Below are 17093 nucleotides of genomic sequence, written 5' to 3'. Positions count from 1 at the left end.
TTGTCATTCCGGGGCGGCCGAAGGCCGAACCCGGAACCCACGACCGGGTGAGGCATTCGATGCCGTGTTGCAAGCCGCTCGCCCAGTCGTGGATTCCGGGTTCTTCGCTGCGCGAAGTCCCGGAATGACAAGGATGTAACTAGCGCTGGGCGGCCAGCGCGTTCGCCAGCTTGACGAAGCCCGAGACCGGGACCTCCTCGGCCCGCGCCGTCTCGCTGAGGCCGGCGGCCGCGATGATCGGCGCCGGGTCCGGAAGCACGGCCTTGAGGCTCTGCCGCAGCATCTTGCGCCGCTGCCCGAAGGCCGCCAGCGTGACCCGCTCGAGCAGGCGCCTGTCGCAGGGCTCCGGCCGCTCGCGTGGGACGAGCTGCACGATCGAGGAGGTGATCTTCGGCGGCGGCACGAAGGCGCTGCGCGGCACGTCGAACAGGATCCTGGTCTCGCAGCGCCAATTCGACAGCACGGCGAGCCGGCCGTAATCCGCCCGTTCCGCCGGCGAGGCGACGATCCGCTCGGCAACCTCGCGCTGGAACATCAGCGTCAACGAGCTCCACCAGGACGGCCAGGGCTCCAGGCTGAGCCAGCCGACCAGCAGCGGCGTGCCGATATTGTAGGGTAGGTTGGCGACGATCCGCGCCCTCCCGCCGGCGAGATAGGGCGAGAGATCGACCGCGAGCGCGTCGCCGTCGATGACCTCCAGCCGCCCGGGATAGCGCGCCGCGATCTCGGCGAGCGCCGGCAGGCAGCGCCGATCCCGCTCGATCGCGATGACGCGCCCGGCGCCGTTGGCGAGCAGCGCCCGCGTCAGGCCGCCGGGGCCGGGGCCGATCTCGACGACCGTCTCGCCGTCGAGCGGGCCGGCCGCCCGTGCGATCCGGCTCGTCAGGTTGAGGTCGAACAGGAAGTTCTGTCCGAGGGCTTTCTGCGCCATCAGCCCGTGGCGCTCCACCACCTCGCGCAGCGGCGGCAGGTCGTCGATCTGGCTCATGCTGCGGCGCTGCTCTGTCGTTGTGCCATCCGCGCGGCGAGTCTCAGTGCGGCGCACAGGCTGTCGGGCCGCGCCACGCCCTTGCCGGCGATGTCGAAGGCCGTGCCATGATCCGGCGAGGTGCGGATGAAGGGCAGGCCGAGGGTGACGTTGACGCCGTCGTCGAAGGCGATGGTCTTGATCGGGATCAGCGCCTGGTCGTGATACATCGCCAGCGCCGCATCGTAGCCGGCGCGGGCGCGGGCATGGAACATCGTGTCGGCCGGATAGGGGCCGCGCGCATCGATGCCTTCCGCCCGCAACGCCTCGATCGCCGGCACGATGACCGCCTGATCCTCTCCGCCCATGGTGCCGTTCTCCCCGGCATGGGGGTTGAGGCCGCTGATCGCCAGCCGCGGCGCCTCGATGCCGAAGCGGCTGCGCAGCTCGCCTGCGACGATCCGTGCCGTCTCGACGATGAGCGTGGTGGAGAGCAGCTCCGGGACCCGGCGCAAGGGCTCGTGGATGGTGACCGGCACGACGGCGAGATCCTCGCACCACAGCATCATCACCGGCCTCGGCTCTGCCCCGCCGGCCGCGGCGAGATGCGCCAGATATTCCGTGTGGCCAGGATGCTTGAACCCGGCCTGGTAAAGCACTGATTTCGCGATCGGATTGGTGACGATCGCTGCGGCGTCTCCCTGCCGGACGGCGGCGACGGCGAGATCGATCGAAGCGATCGTCGCAGTTGCGCTGGCGGGGTCGGGCCGGCCCGGCTCCACCGGCAGGCCGCCGGGCAACGCGATCACTGGCAGGGCCGTGTCGAACAGTGCGGCGGCTTCGCCCCATCCGGAACGGTGCAGGGGGACGGTCCATCCCAGGCGCTTCGCGGCCAGGGCGAGATGGTCGATATCGGCGATGACGGCGAAGGCCGGGAGATCCCGCTCGGCGCGCTCCAGCCAGGCACGCAAGGTCAGCTCCGTCCCGACGCCCGCGGGGTCGCCCTGGGTCAGCGCAAGCGGCAATGCCGGCACGACGATCTCCGCGAGGTCGAAAGGAGCCGGGCCGCGCGGCGGCCCGGAGCGATCACTGGCTCGAGCTGACGCCGTCACCCGTCGAGGAAGTTCCGCCGAGGTTCTGCGAGTAGCTGATCTCGCCCAGCGTCCGCAGCTCGAGGCGGAACATGACCGTGCGGGTGTCCTTGGTCGCGCCCGACTGCCGGTCGGCATAGCTCTGCGAATAGCTGATGTCGAAGACCGTGCACTCGTCGGTGTAGTTGATGCCGAACGAGGTCGAGGCGGTCTGGAACGGCCCGGTGTTCGGGTAGACCGGCACCGCAGCCACGGTCGGGGCCGCGAGATAGGAGGCATAGGCGTCCCGATAGCGCTCGCGGTCGTACTTGTACTTGTCGAGGTCGAAGAGCACGCCGGCGCGCAGGCGCCAGTTCTCGGCCACGCGCAGCGAGCCGTTGAGCGACAGGCCCTCGCGGCGGCGCGAGATGCCGAGATCGGGCTGCGGCTCATAGCGGCCATATCCGATCGAGGCGGTGATGATGTTGTTCGAGTACGTCGCCGCGGCGTCGATCCGCTGTGCCTCGTATGTCGTGGAGTTGAGCCGCGTGGCGCCGGTCAGGAAGAAGCCCTTGAACGGCGAGAGCTGGGCCCTGGCCACGAAGTCCGAGGTGTTGGTCTCGAGGCCGGAGTCGAGGCCGGTATTGACGAGGTCGCCGCTGGCGAAGGAGTTGCGCCCGCCGAGCTGGTAGGACTGGCCGATGAGCAGGTTGGCGAAGGCCTCCTTGCCGAAGCGGCCGGTATAGAGCGCGCCGACATTCGCGCGGGTGCCGCCCTCGAGCCGGTCATAGCCGGAGAACTTGCCGCTCCATTCGAACAGGTTGCTGGCGTCGAAGACGAGGCTCTGTGCGTCCTCGTTGGCGACGCGCAGGCTGTTGGTCTCGTTCGGCCGCGCCACGATCTGCGCGACCGGCTCGATGATATGCGTGCCCCAGTCGGTCTTGGCGACGAAGGGATAGCGATACATCAGGCCGATGGCCGGCATCACGCGCCCGAAGACCTCGTCGGAGGTGTCGGCGATGGTCGACACCCGCGAGTTGATCACGCCCTTGGTGTCGGGGTTGATCGAGAAGACGTCGGCGCGCAGCGAGGCATAGGGCGTCCACACCTGCCCGAGCGGGTCGATGAAGTTGCGCCGCCACGACGCCTGTACCGACGCCCGCGAGACATTGCCCGCCAGTCCGCGCACGAGGCAGTGGTTCTTGTCGTAGATCGCGCAGCCGTCATAGAGCGCGTAGCTCGGCGTCGTGATCAGATAGGTCTTCTGCTGCGGCAGCTCGGCGAAGGCAGCGGTGTCGCGCGTGAGGTTCGTGATGTTGACGTTGAACTCGAGCTCGCCGCCCAGGAAGGACGGCTTGTGGACGCGCTTGTCGTAGTCGAGCACCGGCAGGACGACGGGCTGCTGCTTCTGCCAGTCCTGATAGTTGAGCGGCTGGAAGTAGTAGCCGCGCAGGTCGAACCAGGCGGTCGGGCTCTGGCCGTTCAGGTAGGCGGTCGAGATCGCTTCCTGCAGATAGGTGGTGCTGCTGAAGCTCTCGTTCTGGATGCGGTAGTTCTTGTAGAACCAGCGATCCGTCGACATCGAGGCGTTCCAGCCGAAGGTCCAGCGTGGATTGATGTAGAACTTGCCGTTCGTCTCGACCGAGCCGCGGAATTCCTTATCGCGCGGGCCGAGCGGGGACGGCAGGAAGGCCTCCTGGTCCTGCTGGAAGATGCCCGAGGCACGGATCGTGTACGAGCCGTTCATCACGCGATGCCGCCACTCGGCCTGGCCGAGGAAGCCCTGCCGGGTGAGGTAGGTCGGGGTCAGCGTCAGGTCGTAGTTCGGCGCCAGGTTCAGGAAATAGGGCAGGCCGACGCCGAAGCCGAGCGCCGAGGTGTTTATGAATTTCGGCGACAGGAAGCCGGACTTCCGCTTCACCGTCGAGTCCGGCCCCGACATGTAGGGGATATATGCCATCGGGATGCCGGCGAATTCGAGCCGGGCGTCCTCGTAATAGATCGTCTGCTCGGACTTCTTGTGGATGATCCGCGCGGCGCGGACCTGCCAGAGCGGCGGCCGCTCCGGGTTGTCCTTGCATGGTTCGCAGGCGGTGTAGATGCCCTTGTCGAAGACGAAGGTTTCGCCGTCCGTACGTTCGGCGCGCGGCGCCGAGAAGCGCGTCTTGTCGGGGTTCACGACCCGCAGCGAGTCGATGAAGCCGTCCCGGAAGTCGTCGGTCAGGTTGAAGCGCTCGCCGGTGATGACTGTGCCGTTCGCCTCGGTGATGCGGGCGTTGCCGATCGCGGTGACGCGCTTGTTGCCCTGGTCGTAGATGACGCGATCAGCCTCGATCGTCCGACCCTGATAGAGGATCTGGACGTCGCCGACGGCCGCGACCGTCTTCTTGTCGTTGTCATAGACGAGTTCGCGCGCGTCGACGACCATCCGGTCCTGCGGCTTGGCCGCCGCAGCCGCTGCCGGCGCAGGGTTGGCACCCGCCGCCCGATTCTGGGCGAAGGCCGGGCCGGCCAGCAGATAGGCCAGGCTGGAGGCGAGCGCAGTCGCCGCAGCAAAGCGTGCTACGCGTTTCACGCCAGAGGCCATCCGCTAAACCCAATATTAACCATAGGCACAGTACGTTTCACCCGTCTTCCTGATGGAGGAGGGCGAGAGCGCCGAGCATTGTCCCCAATGCTGCTGGCAGCCACGCCGCGACGATCGGATTGACGATTCCCGACGACCCGAGTTCCTCCGACAGCTGTGTCGCAACGTAGAGCACGAACCCGGCCGCGACGCCACCTATCACCAGTCTGGTCACACCACCAAACCGGAAAAATCTTAAGGAAACGGATGCGGCCACGAGCACCATGGCGATGAGCAGCAGCGGCCGCGCCATAAGCGATTGATATCGCAGCTCATAGGGCGTGGTATCGAGGCCGGCGCGCTGTGTCCGATCGATCACGGCCGGCATCGACCAGAAGCCGACGGCATCCGGCGGCGTGAAGCTCTGGCGCAACTGTTCCGGCTCGAGCGTCGTCGCCAGCACGTAATGCGTGTAGTTCTGCGGTTCTTCGGAGCCCGAGATCGCGCGGGCGTCGGTCAGCTCCCAATGCCCCGGCCGCAGCACGGCCTGCTTGGCGTCGATTCGCTCCTTGAAGCTGCCGTCCGGATTGAACACAAAGAACGTCGCCTGCGAGAGCCCGTCCTCTTCCGGCAGGGCCGCTGCGGCGCGGATCACCGCCTGGCCGTCGACGCTGCGCTGCCGCAGCCAGATCTCCTGGGGGGCGCCGGACTTGCCGCTGGCGCGGACGAAGAGGCGGGTCTCCAGCGCCGTCGCCTTGCGCTTCAGATCGGCGGCCAGCGGGTTGTAGATCATGATCGAGACCAGGCCGACCACGCCTGCGACCACGGCTGCGGGCTGCAGGAACTGCCAGGCCGAGACGCCGACCGAGCGGGCGACCACGAGCTCGAGCTTCCGGCTCAGCGTCAGCAGGGCGAACATGCCGCCGAACAGCGCGGCGAACGGGAAGATCTGCTCGGCCACGGCCGGGGCGCGGAACAGCGCGAGCTGCACGATGCGTGGGGTCGTGGCGATCGGCGAGTCGCCGGCGCGCCGCATCAGCTCGACGAAATCGAGCGTCCCGATGAGGAAGAAGAAGGTGGTGAAGACGCTGAGGATCGCGCGTGTGAAGCGCTTGGTCAGATAGCGTCCGAAGGTCGAGAACAGGAGCATCAGGCGCGCCGGAAACGAGCTGCAAGGCCGATGAGGGGCTGGGTCAGGGGCGCCATCAGGCGGGCCAGGACGGGGCGCAGCCTCTCGCCGTAGAGGATGAACGCCGCCGAGAGCACGATCGCCGCCAGTGGCAGGATGTAGAGCAGGGCGGCGGCAAAGGGTGAGCGGACGCTCGCCGTCCAGGCGGCATAGGCCGCGATGCGGGTCGCGCCGACGATCAGGATCGCCGACTGGATCGCGAACATTCGTCCCTGCCGGGTGGTGCGGGCCTCGCCGATCGCGGCGAAGGCGATCAGCATGAAGGCGAAGGGGTAGAGCGCGGCCGAGAGGCGGTTGTGCAGCTCTGCCCGGAAGCGGCCTTCCTGGATCTTGTAGTAGCTCTCGTTCGGGTCCTGGTTGAGGAGTTGCCAGGTCGAGCGCTCGCGCGGCTTGTAGACGACCTTGTCGCCATCGCCCTCGCCGGGGCCGCCGCTCGAATCGCCCGTCAGCGCGGAGAGGTTGAGCGCATAGCGCTCGAAGGAGATGATCGAGGTCGTGGTCGTGTTCTTCGCCTCGCGCTGGATCGTGCCCTTCTCCAGCATCAGGAAGCTCTGGCCCTCGGCCTCGACCGTCCGGCCGCGTTCGGCGAGATAGATCGCCGGCTGCGCCGGGTCGCGCCGATCCTGCATGAAGATGCCGACCAGCGCGTCGCCGACCTTCTCGCGGTAGTGGAAGGTCACGCCGGAATCGAGCGAGACGAACTGGCCTTCCTTGACGACGTTGGCAACGAAATCGGCGCGGATCAGCGTGATCAGGTCGCGCAGCATCCGGAAGCTCGCCGGCATCACCGAGATCGTCATCCAGGCGACGACGATGGAGGTGGCGATCGTCAGCGCGATGAAGGGGCGGGTAATTCTGTGGGGCGCGACGCCGGCGGCGTTCATCACGATCAGCTCGGAATCGCCGTTGAGCCGGTTGAGCGTGTAGAGCGTCGACATGAACAGCGCGACCGGCGCGATGCCGGCGATCAGCGCCGGCAACGAGAGCAGGGTCACGGTCAGGAAGATCAGCACCGTCTGGCCCTTGCCGGTGATGAGATCGACCTCGCGCAGCGCCTGCGTCACCCAGATCACGCCCGTGAGGCCGAGCAGCAGCACGATCGCCGCCACCGCAGCGATCTTCAGGATGTATCGATCCAGGCGGTTCAGCAGCACGCGTCGCTTCCGGCAGGCGGGAAGCCGGGGAGCTTCCCGAGGTGGTTCGTCGGACACTCCCTATGGTATAGGCGCGGTCGCGGCGCAAACGGGAATCGTCTGCGTCGCTTCCTTCGGTGTCCTTCCCCAAGCAGTTGTCGCAGGATTGTGAGCGGATCATGTCGCAGCGTCTGAAGCTCGAGGTCAAAGCCTTCCATGCCGTCGAGGGGCAGGACCTCGTCGTCCTGGTCTCCGATCGCCTTCTCCTGCCGGAAGCCGCTGCCGCGGCGGCGGGGGAGGCGGCGCAGACGCTGCTGACGCGCTCGGCCGCGGCCGAGCGCTTCAAGGGCAAGGTTCGCGCAGCGCTGACCCTGCCCGCGCCGGAGCAGGCGGGCTACGAGCGCCTGATCGTCGTCGGCGTCGGGCCGCAGGACGAGCGCGACACGCTGGATTTCGTCAGGCTCGGCGGCGCGATCGCCGGCCGGCTCGGGGCCGGCCGCACGGCCGAGATCGTCCTGGCGCTGCCCGAGGGGACGATCGCCGCGCGGCAGGCGGCCGAGCTGGCGCTCGGCCTCCGGCTGCGTTCCTACGCCTTCGATCGCTACAAGACGAAGAGCAAGGACAAGGACGAGGAGGGGGCGGTCGCGGTCACGCTGCGCAGCGAGGATCCGGCCGGCTTGAAGAGGGCCCTGAAGCAGGCCGAGGCCGTCGCAGGTGGCGTCCTCCTGGCGCGCGACCTCGTGAACGAGCCGCCGAACGTGCTCTATCCGGAGGAGTTCGCCGACCGGGCCGCGAAGCTGAAGAAGCTCGACGTCGAAATCGAGATCCTCGACGAGAAGGACCTGAAGAAGATCGGCATGCGCGCGCTGCTCGGCGTCGGCCAGGGCTCGCGGCGCGAGAGCCGGGTCGCCATCATGCGCTGGAACGGCGCCGGCAAGGACGCCGAGCCCGTCGCCTTCGTCGGCAAGGGCGTGACCTTCGACACCGGCGGCATCTCGCTCAAGCCCGGCGCCGGCATGGAGGATATGAAGGGCGACATGGCGGGCGCCGCCTGCGTCGTCGGCCTGATGCATGCGCTCGCGGCCCGCAAGGCCAAGGTCAACGCCATCGGCGTCATCGGCCTCGTCGAGAACATGCCCGACGGCAACGCCCAGCGCCCGGGCGACATCGTCGCTTCGCTCTCCGGCCAGACCATCGAGATCATCAACACCGACGCCGAGGGCCGGCTCGTCCTCGCCGACGTGCTCTGGTACACGCAGGAGCGCTTCAAGCCGCGCTTCATGATCAACCTTGCCACGCTGACCGGCGCCATCATGGTCGCGCTCGGCCAGGAGAATGCCGGCCTGTTCAGCAACAGCGACGAACTCGCCGAACGCCTGTCGGCAGCTGGCACCGCCACCGGCGAGACGGTCTGGCGCCTGCCGCTCGGCAAGGGCTACGACAAGATGATCGACTCGAAATTCGCCGACATGAAGAACTCGGCCGGGCGCTATGCCGGCTCCATCACCGCCGCGCAGTTCCTGCAGCGCCACGTCAACGACACCCCCTGGGCGCATCTCGACATCGCCGGCACCGGCATGGCCGCCAAGGATAGCGAGATCAACCGGTCCTGGGGCCCGGGCTGGGGCGTGCGCCTGCTCGACAGGCTGGTAGCGGACAATTACGAGAGCTGACTCGATTTCTGCGCAGAGTCTGACAACTCGTTGTAATAAAATGGTTTGATGGCTGAAATCCTGTTCTTCCATCTGCAGTCTCGCCCGCTCGAGCAGGTGCTGCCGACGATCCTCGACCGCGCCCTGTCGCGCGGGCAGAAGGTCGTCGTCGAGGTTTCGAGCCAGGAGCGACTGAGCGCGATCGACGACCATCTCTGGACCTATTCGGACGAGAGCTTCCTGCCGCATGTCACGGCCATGGAAGCGGATGCCGCGCAGAACCCGGTGGTCGTCACCACCCAGGGCCACAACCCGAACGCCGCGCAGGTGCGGATCTGCGCCGACGGAGTCCGCATTCCCGACGCAATGCAGGACTACGAGCGCGTCGTTCTGATATTCGATGGAGACGATCCCGAGGCGCTGACAGCGGCCCGTGAGGATTGGAAGAAGGCCCGGGCCTCCGGTCATGCCGCCAGCTACTGGCAGCAGGACGAGGCCGGCCGCTGGGAGAAGAAAGCGTGAGACTGCCGGTCCTGTTCCTCTGCGCCGCGACGCTTGGCGGCTGCTCCGTCGACATGGGCGGTTTCGCCTTCCAGTCCGAGACCAAGGGCGGCGTCACCACGACGACCACCAGCACGGCCAGCGCCGGCATCTCCACCCGTGAACCGGTATTGACGCCGGAAGGCGAATGCAGCGTCGGCGCCTCGCTCGACCCGTCGACCCGGCCGCTGCCGAAGGAGATCGCGCCCGGCATCACCGAATGCGAGCTGGTCAGGCTCAAGGGCGCGCGGCCGACCGACGTGCTGATCGGCGAGAGCGGCAAGGGCCAGCGCGAGGTGCAGGTGCTCTATTCCGAGCCCGGCGGCCGCGAGATCTACATGTTCACCGACAATCGCCTGAGCCGGATCGTCAAGCCGGGGCAGGGCTGAGCCGCTGCCGCTGCCGGGACTTCCGGTTCTCTCAGCCGGCTGTCCCGCTTCGCTCGAGCTTCCCCGCGTCCTCGGGTAGCCATTCTGCCAGAGCGTTGCGACCGGTCTCCGTCAGCGCGTAGACGCCGCGCTCGGACCGCTCGAACCAGCCATAGACATTTCGGCTCAGGATCTTCTGCGCGTCCGGGAAGGATCGCTTGAGATCGCGCGGCCGTTGCGGCGCCGCTGCCATCGCAGCCGCGCAGGCGAGCGCCTGCTGGCGATAGGCGGTCATGATGGGCTTGCGCGTGCCGCCGCCGATGGCGGGGTCTCCCTGACGCCGCTTGTGCTCCTCCACCAATCTCGAACGCTGGCGGGGGTTCTTCCGCGGCGTTGGCGCCGCCGGGGAAACAAGGACGTCCACACGGCCGGATTGGGAGACGCCCAGCAAGCCGAATCCGAGGCGCCGGCAGAGATTGCGATATCGCGGATCGCCTTCGCGACCCCTGCCCTTGGCGGAAAGCTGCGCGGCCAGCCAGATTTCGTCGCCGAGGCTCATGCGGTCGACGCCCTGCAGAACGAGCTCCAGATTGAAGGTCAGCTTGAGTTCGCCGATCACCACGACACTTGGATCGTCCTCGCGAAGCCCGACGAGATCGCAACGCCCGATCTCGCCCTTGACGGTATAGCCGAGGCCTTCGAGGAAGCGCTTGACGGGGCCATAAAGCGAGGTTTCCACATCGTGTCTCCGGGCAACCCGTCAAGCATGCCCTGATAGGGCTTTCGGAGAGGCAAACGCCTGGCGCGCCGTCGCAAGCCGCAGCGCCGGTCGGGCTTCAGGCGCTCTCCAGCTCCTCGCCGAGCAGCAGCCATTCCTCCTCGGCCGCCGTCAGCGCCTCCGTGAGCTCCGCCCGCTGGCGCGAGAGCTGCAGCGCCTTTTCCGGCTCGCGGGCGAAGGCGCCGTTCGCGAGCGCCGCGTCGACCTTCTCGATCAGCCCGGTCAGCTTGGCGATGCGCGCTTCCGCAAGGTTGAGCTTCTGCCGGATCGGCCCCTGCGCGGCCCGCTTGCTCGCGGCTTCCTTGCGGTCGTTCGGCTTCGCGGCTGCCGCCTCCGGGGCAGGCTTGCCGCGCTTCTCGGCCTTGGCGGCGCCCAGCACATAGGTGCGGTAGTCGTCCATGTCGCCGTCGAAATTCTTCACCGTCCCGCCGCCGACCAGCCAGAGCCGGTCTGCGCAGGCCTCGATCAGGAAGCGGTCGTGGCTGACGAGGATGACGGCGCCCGGATAATCGTTGATCGCGGTGACCAGCGCCGTGCGGCTGTCGATGTCGAGATGGTTCGTCGGCTCGTCGAGGATCAGCAGATGCGGGCCGTGGAAGGTGGCGAGCCCCAGCATCAGCCGCGCCTTCTCGCCGCCGGAGAGCAGCTTGACCGGCGTGTCCGCCTTGCTCGCGGGAAAACCGATCTGCGCCGCCTTGGAGCGCACTTTCGCCTCCGGCGCATCGGGCATCAGGTCGCGCAGATGGCCGACCGGCGTGTCCTCGACGCGCAGTTCGTCCAGCTGGTGCTGGGCGAAATAGGCCGTCTCCAGCTTGCTCGACTTCTTCATCTCGCCGGACATGGCGGGAAGCCTTCCGCCGATCAGCTTGCAGAAGGTCGACTTGCCGTTGCCGTTCGAGCCCAGCAGCGCGATGCGGTCGTCCGGCGCCAGCGAGAGATTGAGCCGCGACAGCACCTTGTGCTCGCCATAGCCGGCGCTGGCATCCTCCAGCACGATCATCGGCGGCGAGAGCGGCTTCTCCGGCCCGGGGAAGACGAAGGGCTGCACGTCGCGGTCGATGATCGTCGCGATGGTCTGCATCTTCTCCAGCCGCTTGACGCGCGACTGTGCCTGCCGGGCCTTGGTCGCCTTGGCCTTGAAGCGGTCGACGAAGGATTGGAGATGCTTGCGCTCCGCCTCCTGCTTCTCGCGGGCGCGGGCGAGCTGCATCTGCTTCTCGGCGCGTTGCTTCTCGAAGGAGGAATAGCCGCCGCGGTAGAGCGTGAGCTTGCCCTGGTCGAGATGCATGATGTGATCGACCGAGGTGTCGAGCAGCTCGCGGTCGTGGCTTATGACGATCACGGTATGCGGATAGCGCTCCAGATAGTCGTAGAGCCAGAGCGTTCCTTCGAGATCGAGATAGTTGGTCGGCTCGTCGAGCAGCAGCAAATCGGGCTCGGAGAACAGCACCGCTGCGAGCGCCACGCGCATGCGCCAGCCGCCGGAGAAGTCGGAGCAGGGGCGCTGCTGCGCCTCCTCGTTGAAGCCGAGCCCGTGCAGCACCATCGCGGCACGGGCCGGCGCCGAATGCGCGCCGATATCGGCGAGCCGCGTCCCGATCTCGGCGATGCGATGTGGATCGGTCGCGGTCTCGCTCTCCTTCATCAGCGCGGTGCGCTCGACATCGGCTGCGAGCACCACCTCGATCAGCGTTTCCGGCCCGCCCGGGGCCTCCTGCGCCACGCCGCCGATGCGCCGCCCCTTGGGCAGGCTGATATTGCCGCTCTCCGTGCCGAGATCGCCGGTGATGATCTTGAACAGCGTCGTCTTGCCGGTGCCGTTGCGGCCGACGAAGCCGACGCGTGCGCCGTCCGGGATCGCTGCCCCGGTATGGTCGAGCAGCAGGCGCTCGCCGAGGCGGTAGGTGATGTCGTTGATCGTCAGCATGGCGGCCGGTTTAGGCGGTTTGCCCCCGAAAACGCAATGCGAGGCCGGAACAATGGGCCTGCCGTCACCGTTTCGTCACAATCTCGCCTTGGAGCGGCCTGCGGCCGCCTTCACCCAACGGCAATGCAGTAGTTTCCGATTCGCGAGGCAGTCTTCGATGCATGCCTACCCGTTCGACGTCGCGTCCCGTCACGTGTCCCTGGTCGCGTCCCTGATGATCTGTCTGTCGATCATCCTTGGCAGCGCCGCGGCCCTCACGGTCGTCATCCCGTTTTCCTGATGTCGCATCCGCTTGCCTTGCGGCAGGTCGCGTCGGCCGGCTGGCGGCATTGCCGCCATCCGTAGAGGCTGCTTGCCGCGTCGCGGATGAGCCGCTAACGCTGGCAACATGGCACGCATCGCTTTCTACACCGGTTCCTTCGACCCCGTGACCAACGGCCATGCCGACGTGATCGCGGCCGCCGCCGGGCTCTGCGACAAGCTGGTCGTGGCGATCGGCGTCCATCCCGGCAAGACGCCGCTTCTCTCCGTCGAGCGGCGCGCCGAGCTGCTGCGCGCGGTCGCGACGCCGCTGCTCGCAGCAAAGGGGGCCGTGCTCGACGTCGTCACCTTCGACGATCTTGCCGTCGATGCGGCCCGCCGCGCCGGCGCCTCGCTGATCATCCGCGGCCTGCGCGACGGCTCCGACCTCGACTACGAGATGCAGATGGCGGGCATGAACGGAATTATGGCGCCGGAAGTGCAGACCGTCTTCCTGCCGGCTTCGCCGGGCGTGCGCCATATCACCGCGACGCTGGTGCGCCAGATCGCCGCGATGGGCGGCGACGTCTCGCATTTCGTGCCCGAGCCCGTGCTCGCGGCCCTGAAGGCCCGCTTCGCCAAGGGCTGAACGGCCCCGCGCGCGTCATGCTCGGGCTTGCCCCGAGCGTCTCGTTGCGGTCGGCGCCCGAATCTCCTTCACGAGATTCCCCCGGTCTCCCTTGTCGCCCGGGAATGACGGCGGGGCCGGGCCATGTGCAGCGGCCGCGGGGAAAGGCACACAACTTTGCCATCTTCCCTCGCTTTCTGAGGTTTTTGGTTTGCAATTTGCCGAGAGCGATGGTGTCTCTCAGATGAAGCGACTCGTCGCGCAGGCCCTCTGCGCGATGCCCTCCGACAGGTTTTCCGATGCGTCTCTCCCGCTATTTCCTGCCCCTCCTGCGCGATACGCCGAAGGAGGCGGAGATCGTCTCGCACCGGCTGATGCTGCGCGCCGGGATGATCCGCCAGGAATCGGCGGGCATCTACGCCTGGCTGCCGCTGGGCCTGCGCGTGCTCAACAAGATCAGCAACGTCATCCGCGAGGAGCAGAATCGCTCGGGCGCCATCGAGATCCTGATGCCGACCATCCAATCGGCCGATCTCTGGCGCGAGAGCGGGCGCTACGACGCCTATGGCAAGGAGATGCTGCGCATCAAGGATCGGCACGATCGCGAGATGCTCTACGGGCCGACCAACGAGGAGATGGTCACCGAGATCGTTCGCGCTTACGTCAAGTCCTACAAGGACCTGCCGCTCAACCTCTACCACATCCAGTGGAAGTTCCGCGACGAGGTGCGCCCGCGCTTCGGCGTGATGCGCGGCCGCGAGTTCCTGATGAAGGACGCCTATTCCTTCGATCTCGACAAGGATGCGGCGCGCCACGCCTATAACCGCATGTTCGCGGCCTATCTGCGCACTTTCGCGCGGCTCGGCCTGAAGGCCATCCCGATGAAGGCCGATACCGGCCCGATCGGCGGCGATCTCAGCCACGAATTCATCGTGCTCGCCTCGACCGGCGAGAGCGAGGTCTTCTGCCACAGCGACTACCTGAATTTCGAGACGCCGGCCGCCGACACCGATTTCGACAGCGTCGCCGGGCTCCAAGGCATCTTCGACAAGTGGACGAGCCTCTACGCCGCGACCGAGGAAATGCACGACAAGTCTGCCTTCGAGGCGGTTCCGGAAGACAAGCGCGTCTCGGCGCGCGGCATCGAGGTCGGCCACATCTTCTATTTCGGCACCAAGTATTCCGAGCCGATGGGCGCGGCGGTGGCCGGGCCGGACGGCCAGCCGGTGCTGCTCCACGGCGGCTCCTACGGCATCGGCCCGAGCCGCCTCGTCGCGGCGCTGATCGAGGCCGGACATGATGACGGCGGAATCGTCTGGCCGGAAGAGATCGCGCCCTTCGACGTCTCGGTGATCAACCTGAAGGTCGGCGATGCGGCGACCGATGGCGCGGCGGCGCAAATCTACCAGCACCTGCTCGCCAAGGGCTACGACGCCCTGCTCGACGACACCGAGGAGCGCCCGGGCGCCAAGTTCGCCACCGCCGACCTGATCGGTGTGCCCTGGCAGATCATCGTCGGTCCGAAGGGCCTGGCCGAAGGCAAGGTCGAGCTCAAGCGCCGAGCCGGCGGCGAGCGGGAGCTCGTCTCGCTCGAAGCGGCGCTCGATCGCTTCAAGGGTCGCGCGGCGTGACGGAGCGCCGCGCCACAGCTCGCCGCATGGCCCGGGCCACAGCATGAGCGTTGCCGCCGAGAATGCCGCAGTCCCGACCGGCACGAAGCCCTTCGCCGGCTTCGAATGGCTGCTGGCCGGCCGTTATCTGCGCACGCGTCGTCGCGAGGGCTTCGTCTCGGTCATCGCCGGCTTCTCCTTCCTCGGCATCATGCTCGGCGTGGCCACGCTGATCATCGTGATGTCGGTGATGAACGGCTTCCGCAAGGAGCTGCTGGAGAAGATCGTCGGCGTGAACGGCCATATCTTCGCGACGCCGATCGACCGGCCGCTCGACGATTACGACAGCGTCGCGGCAAGACTCAGCAAGACCCCCGGCATCAAGCTGGCGATCCCGCTGGTCGAGGGGCAGGCGCTGGCCTCCTCGCAGACCGGCAACAACGGCGTGCTGGTGCGCGGCGTGCGCGAGGCCGACATCAAGGCGATCCCCTTCATCGGCGGCAACATCCGGGGCGGCACGCTCGACGGATTCGATACCACTCCGGGCGTCGCCATCGGCCGTCGCCTCGCCAATGCGCTCGGCATCCAGGTCGGCGACAACATGACGCTGGTCTCGCCGCAGGGCGCCTCGACGCCCTTCGGCACGGCGCCGCGCATCAAGGCCTATCCGGTCAAGGCGATCTTCGAGATCGGCATGACCGAATTCGACGGCACCTTCGTCTACATGCCGCTCGCCGAGGCCCAGGCCTATTTCAACCGCGACGGCGACGTGAACGTCATCGAGATCTTCGTCGACAATCCCGACAATACGCAGAAGGTCCGCGACGCCATCGAGGCGGATGCGCCGCGCCCGCTCGTGCTCTCGGACTGGCGCCAGAGGAATCGCAGCTTCTTCAACGCGCTCGAGGTCGAGCGCAACGTGATGTTCATCATCCTGACGCTGATCGTGCTGGTCGCGGCGCTGAACATCGTCTCCGGCCTGATCATGCTGGTGAAGGACAAGACCGCCGACATCGCCATCATGCGCACCATGGGCTGCACGCGCGGCACGGTGCTGCGCGTCTTCCTGATCACGGGGGCGGCGATCGGCGTCATCGGCACATTCGCCGGTTTCATCCTCGGCGTCGTCTTCGCCAACAACATCAAGTCGATCATGGCGGCGCTGAACTGGATCACCGGCGCCAATCTCTGGGACCCGACGGTGCGCTTCCTGAGCGATATCCCTTCCGTCATCGACTGGCGCGAGGTCGTGAGCGTCGTGCTGATGGCGCTGACGCTGTCGCTGCTGGCGACGCTCTACCCGGCCTGGAAGGCGGCTCGCCTCGACCCGGTCGAAGCGCTGAGGATGGGCTAAGCGATGGCGCAAGAAATGCCCGCGCTCTTCCTGTCCCAGGTCGAGCGCTATTATCCGCAGAGCGATGCGCCGCTCGAAGTGTTGCGCCGGGCCGATTTCGCGCTCTGGCCCGGCGAGGTCGTGGCGCTGGTCGCGCCGAGCGGCACCGGCAAGTCGACGCTGCTGCATGTCGCGGGGCTGCTCGAGAAGCCGGATGCCGGCGAGGTCTTCGTCGGCGGGCTGGCGACGACGAAGCTCGATGATTCCGGCCGCACCCGCCTGCGCCGCACCGAGATCGGCTTCGTCTACCAATTCCATCACCTCCTGCCGGAATTCACGGCGCTGGAGAACGTCGTGCTGCCGCAGCGCATCCGCGGCCTGTCGCGCGACGAGGCGGAGCAGCGGGCCTCCGAACTGCTGACCTTCCTCGGGCTGGGCGAGCGTCTCGACCATCTGCCGAGCGAGCTTTCCGGCGGCGAGCAGCAGCGCGTCGCCATCGGCCGCGCCGTCGCCAACGGGCCGCGGCTGCTGCTGGCCGACGAGCCGACCGGCAATCTCGACCCGCATACCTCGCAGCACGTGTTCGCCACCTTGATGGCGCTGGCCCGTGCTTCGGGGCTCGCGGCGCTGATCGCGACGCATAATCTGCAGTTGGCCCGCCAGATGGACCGGCAGGTGACGATCCGCGAAGGGCTGGTCGTCGCGCTGGATTGAGCCGGGCGGGGCAGCGGCCTCCGATCCCATCCGGTTCAGAGCCGTCGGATCGGCAGCCAATCCCGCGCCGCAAGTTTCTCGTCATGGCGTCGGAACCACGCGCGCCGGAGTACTCCGGCTCGGGTTCGAACTCCGGCGGCGGCGTCTCGGGAATTCCCGTGAACCAGGTCTCTGGCTTCTAACGCTAGAAGGTCGGCGACGTCACGCTGACGGCGATCGATGACGGCTTCGCCCGCCGCCCGCGCGGATAGCGATCTTCCTTCCCTGTTAAGCCGTGCGTCCGGTCGTTAGGTTGCCGTTAACCTCCCGGGCGATCCGGCCGCCTGTTCCCAAGCACATCGATTGACGAGAACAAAACATGAACTAATATGAACTTAT

At 67.3% G+C, this 17093-nt stretch carries 15 protein-coding genes; 8 read left to right on the top strand and 7 right to left on the bottom strand.

What is annotated here, in order from left to right:
• Positions 1 to 139: 139 nt before the first annotated feature.
• From rsmA to lptF, 5 genes are read right to left on the bottom strand one after another with little or no spacing between them, the layout of a single operon-like run.
• Positions 140 to 988 carry a 16S rRNA (adenine(1518)-N(6)/adenine(1519)-N(6))-dimethyltransferase RsmA gene (rsmA, locus tag B5Y19_RS07560; protein ID WP_055727521.1) on the bottom strand — a complete coding sequence of 283 codons (849 nt, stop codon included), beginning with the start codon at positions 986 to 988 and terminating at the stop codon, positions 140 to 142.
• The gene (gene pdxA / locus B5Y19_RS07555) at positions 985 to 2007 is read right to left on the bottom strand and encodes a 4-hydroxythreonine-4-phosphate dehydrogenase PdxA (RefSeq protein ID WP_139384309.1); all 1023 of its coding nucleotides are present in this window, start codon (positions 2005 to 2007) and stop codon (positions 985 to 987) included. The genes rsmA and pdxA overlap by 4 nt, the downstream gene beginning before the upstream one ends.
• 46 nt (positions 2008 to 2053) lie before the next feature.
• Complete coding sequence (locus tag B5Y19_RS07550) at positions 2054 to 4612, bottom strand: LPS-assembly protein LptD (RefSeq protein WP_244555515.1); 2559 nt, start codon at positions 4610 to 4612, stop codon at positions 2054 to 2056.
• A gap of 49 nt (positions 4613 to 4661) precedes the next feature.
• Entirely contained in the window at positions 4662 to 5753 is a 1092-nt protein-coding gene (gene lptG, locus B5Y19_RS07545; protein ID WP_055727524.1) for an LPS export ABC transporter permease LptG, read from the bottom strand.
• Complete coding sequence (lptF, locus tag B5Y19_RS07540) at positions 5753 to 6940, bottom strand: LPS export ABC transporter permease LptF (RefSeq protein WP_055727548.1); 1188 nt, start codon at positions 6938 to 6940, stop codon at positions 5753 to 5755. Before lptF ends, lptG begins: the two co-directional genes overlap by 1 nt.
• Positions 6941 to 7104: 164 nt before the next feature.
• Here lptF and B5Y19_RS07535 point away from each other — a divergent pair, with 164 nt between their 5' ends.
• From B5Y19_RS07535 to B5Y19_RS26420, 3 genes are read left to right on the top strand one after another with little or no spacing between them, the layout of a single operon-like run.
• Complete coding sequence (locus tag B5Y19_RS07535) at positions 7105 to 8598, top strand: leucyl aminopeptidase (RefSeq protein ID WP_079591294.1); 1494 nt, start codon at positions 7105 to 7107, stop codon at positions 8596 to 8598.
• Positions 8599 to 8646: 48 nt separating this feature from the next.
• The gene (locus B5Y19_RS07530) at positions 8647 to 9099 is read left to right on the top strand and encodes a DNA polymerase III subunit chi (protein WP_055727526.1); all 453 of its coding nucleotides are present in this window, start codon (positions 8647 to 8649) and stop codon (positions 9097 to 9099) included.
• Positions 9096 to 9506: a hypothetical protein gene (locus B5Y19_RS26420; RefSeq protein WP_244555513.1), complete on the top strand. Its 411-nt coding sequence runs from the start codon at positions 9096 to 9098 to the stop codon at positions 9504 to 9506. Before B5Y19_RS07530 ends, B5Y19_RS26420 begins: the two co-directional genes overlap by 4 nt.
• Before the next feature lie 31 nt (positions 9507 to 9537).
• Here B5Y19_RS26420 and B5Y19_RS07520 read toward each other — a convergent pair whose 3' ends face one another.
• Entirely contained in the window at positions 9538 to 10224 is a 687-nt protein-coding gene (locus tag B5Y19_RS07520) for a DUF2161 domain-containing phosphodiesterase (protein WP_055727527.1), read from the bottom strand.
• A gap of 97 nt (positions 10225 to 10321) precedes the next feature.
• The gene (locus B5Y19_RS07515; protein WP_055727528.1) at positions 10322 to 12190 is read right to left on the bottom strand and encodes an ABC-F family ATP-binding cassette domain-containing protein; all 1869 of its coding nucleotides are present in this window, start codon (positions 12188 to 12190) and stop codon (positions 10322 to 10324) included.
• On the opposite strand from B5Y19_RS07515, the gene B5Y19_RS07510 reads away from it, so the two are divergent.
• The 5 genes from B5Y19_RS07510 (at position 12171) to B5Y19_RS26035 (ending at position 16715) form a co-directional block, all read left to right on the top strand.
• Complete coding sequence (locus B5Y19_RS07510; RefSeq protein ID WP_139384294.1) at positions 12171 to 12470, top strand: hypothetical protein; 300 nt, start codon at positions 12171 to 12173, stop codon at positions 12468 to 12470. The two genes, B5Y19_RS07515 and B5Y19_RS07510, sit on opposite strands and share 20 nt — an antisense overlap.
• A 108-nt stretch (positions 12471 to 12578) precedes the next feature.
• Complete coding sequence (coaD, locus tag B5Y19_RS07505) at positions 12579 to 13079, top strand: pantetheine-phosphate adenylyltransferase (protein WP_055727530.1); 501 nt, start codon at positions 12579 to 12581, stop codon at positions 13077 to 13079.
• A gap of 278 nt (positions 13080 to 13357) precedes the next feature.
• Entirely contained in the window at positions 13358 to 14689 is a 1332-nt protein-coding gene (proS, locus tag B5Y19_RS07500) for a proline--tRNA ligase (RefSeq protein ID WP_055727531.1), read from the top strand.
• Between the two features lie 43 nt (positions 14690 to 14732).
• Complete coding sequence (locus tag B5Y19_RS07495) at positions 14733 to 16022, top strand: lipoprotein-releasing ABC transporter permease subunit (protein ID WP_055727532.1); 1290 nt, start codon at positions 14733 to 14735, stop codon at positions 16020 to 16022.
• Positions 16023 to 16025: 3 nt separating this feature from the next.
• The gene (locus B5Y19_RS26035) at positions 16026 to 16715 is read left to right on the top strand and encodes an ABC transporter ATP-binding protein (RefSeq protein WP_055727533.1); all 690 of its coding nucleotides are present in this window, start codon (positions 16026 to 16028) and stop codon (positions 16713 to 16715) included.
• Positions 16716 to 17093 lie beyond the last annotated feature (378 nt).

This window comes from Allobosea thiooxidans, assembly GCF_900168195.1.
Lineage (GTDB): Bacteria > Pseudomonadota > Alphaproteobacteria > Rhizobiales > Beijerinckiaceae > Allobosea > Allobosea thiooxidans.
The sequence above is the reverse complement of the archived record's forward strand: the minus strand, read 5'-3'. Positions and strand labels throughout refer to the sequence as shown.

Excerpts from the sequence above, each read along its gene's own strand:
- B5Y19_RS26035 (WP_055727533.1), top strand. The coding sequence starts at position 16,026 with ATGGCGCAAGAAATGCCCGCGCTCTTCCTGTCCCAGGTCGAGCGCTAT.
- B5Y19_RS07495 (WP_055727532.1), top strand. The coding sequence starts at position 14,733 with ATGAGCGTTGCCGCCGAGAATGCCGCAGTCCCGACCGGCACGAAGCCC.
- proS (WP_055727531.1), top strand. The coding sequence starts at position 13,358 with ATGCGTCTCTCCCGCTATTTCCTGCCCCTCCTGCGCGATACGCCGAAG.
- B5Y19_RS07530 (WP_055727526.1), top strand. The coding sequence starts at position 8,647 with ATGGCTGAAATCCTGTTCTTCCATCTGCAGTCTCGCCCGCTCGAGCAG.
- B5Y19_RS07535 (WP_079591294.1), top strand. The coding sequence starts at position 7,105 with ATGTCGCAGCGTCTGAAGCTCGAGGTCAAAGCCTTCCATGCCGTCGAG.
- B5Y19_RS07515 (WP_055727528.1), bottom strand. The coding sequence starts at position 12,190 with ATGCTGACGATCAACGACATCACCTACCGCCTCGGCGAGCGCCTGCTG.
- rsmA (WP_055727521.1), bottom strand. The coding sequence starts at position 988 with ATGAGCCAGATCGACGACCTGCCGCCGCTGCGCGAGGTGGTGGAGCGC.
- B5Y19_RS07510 (WP_139384294.1), top strand. The coding sequence starts at position 12,171 with ATGTCGTTGATCGTCAGCATGGCGGCCGGTTTAGGCGGTTTGCCCCCG.
- coaD (WP_055727530.1), top strand. The coding sequence starts at position 12,579 with ATGGCACGCATCGCTTTCTACACCGGTTCCTTCGACCCCGTGACCAAC.
- lptG (WP_055727524.1), bottom strand. The coding sequence starts at position 5,753 with ATGCTCCTGTTCTCGACCTTCGGACGCTATCTGACCAAGCGCTTCACA.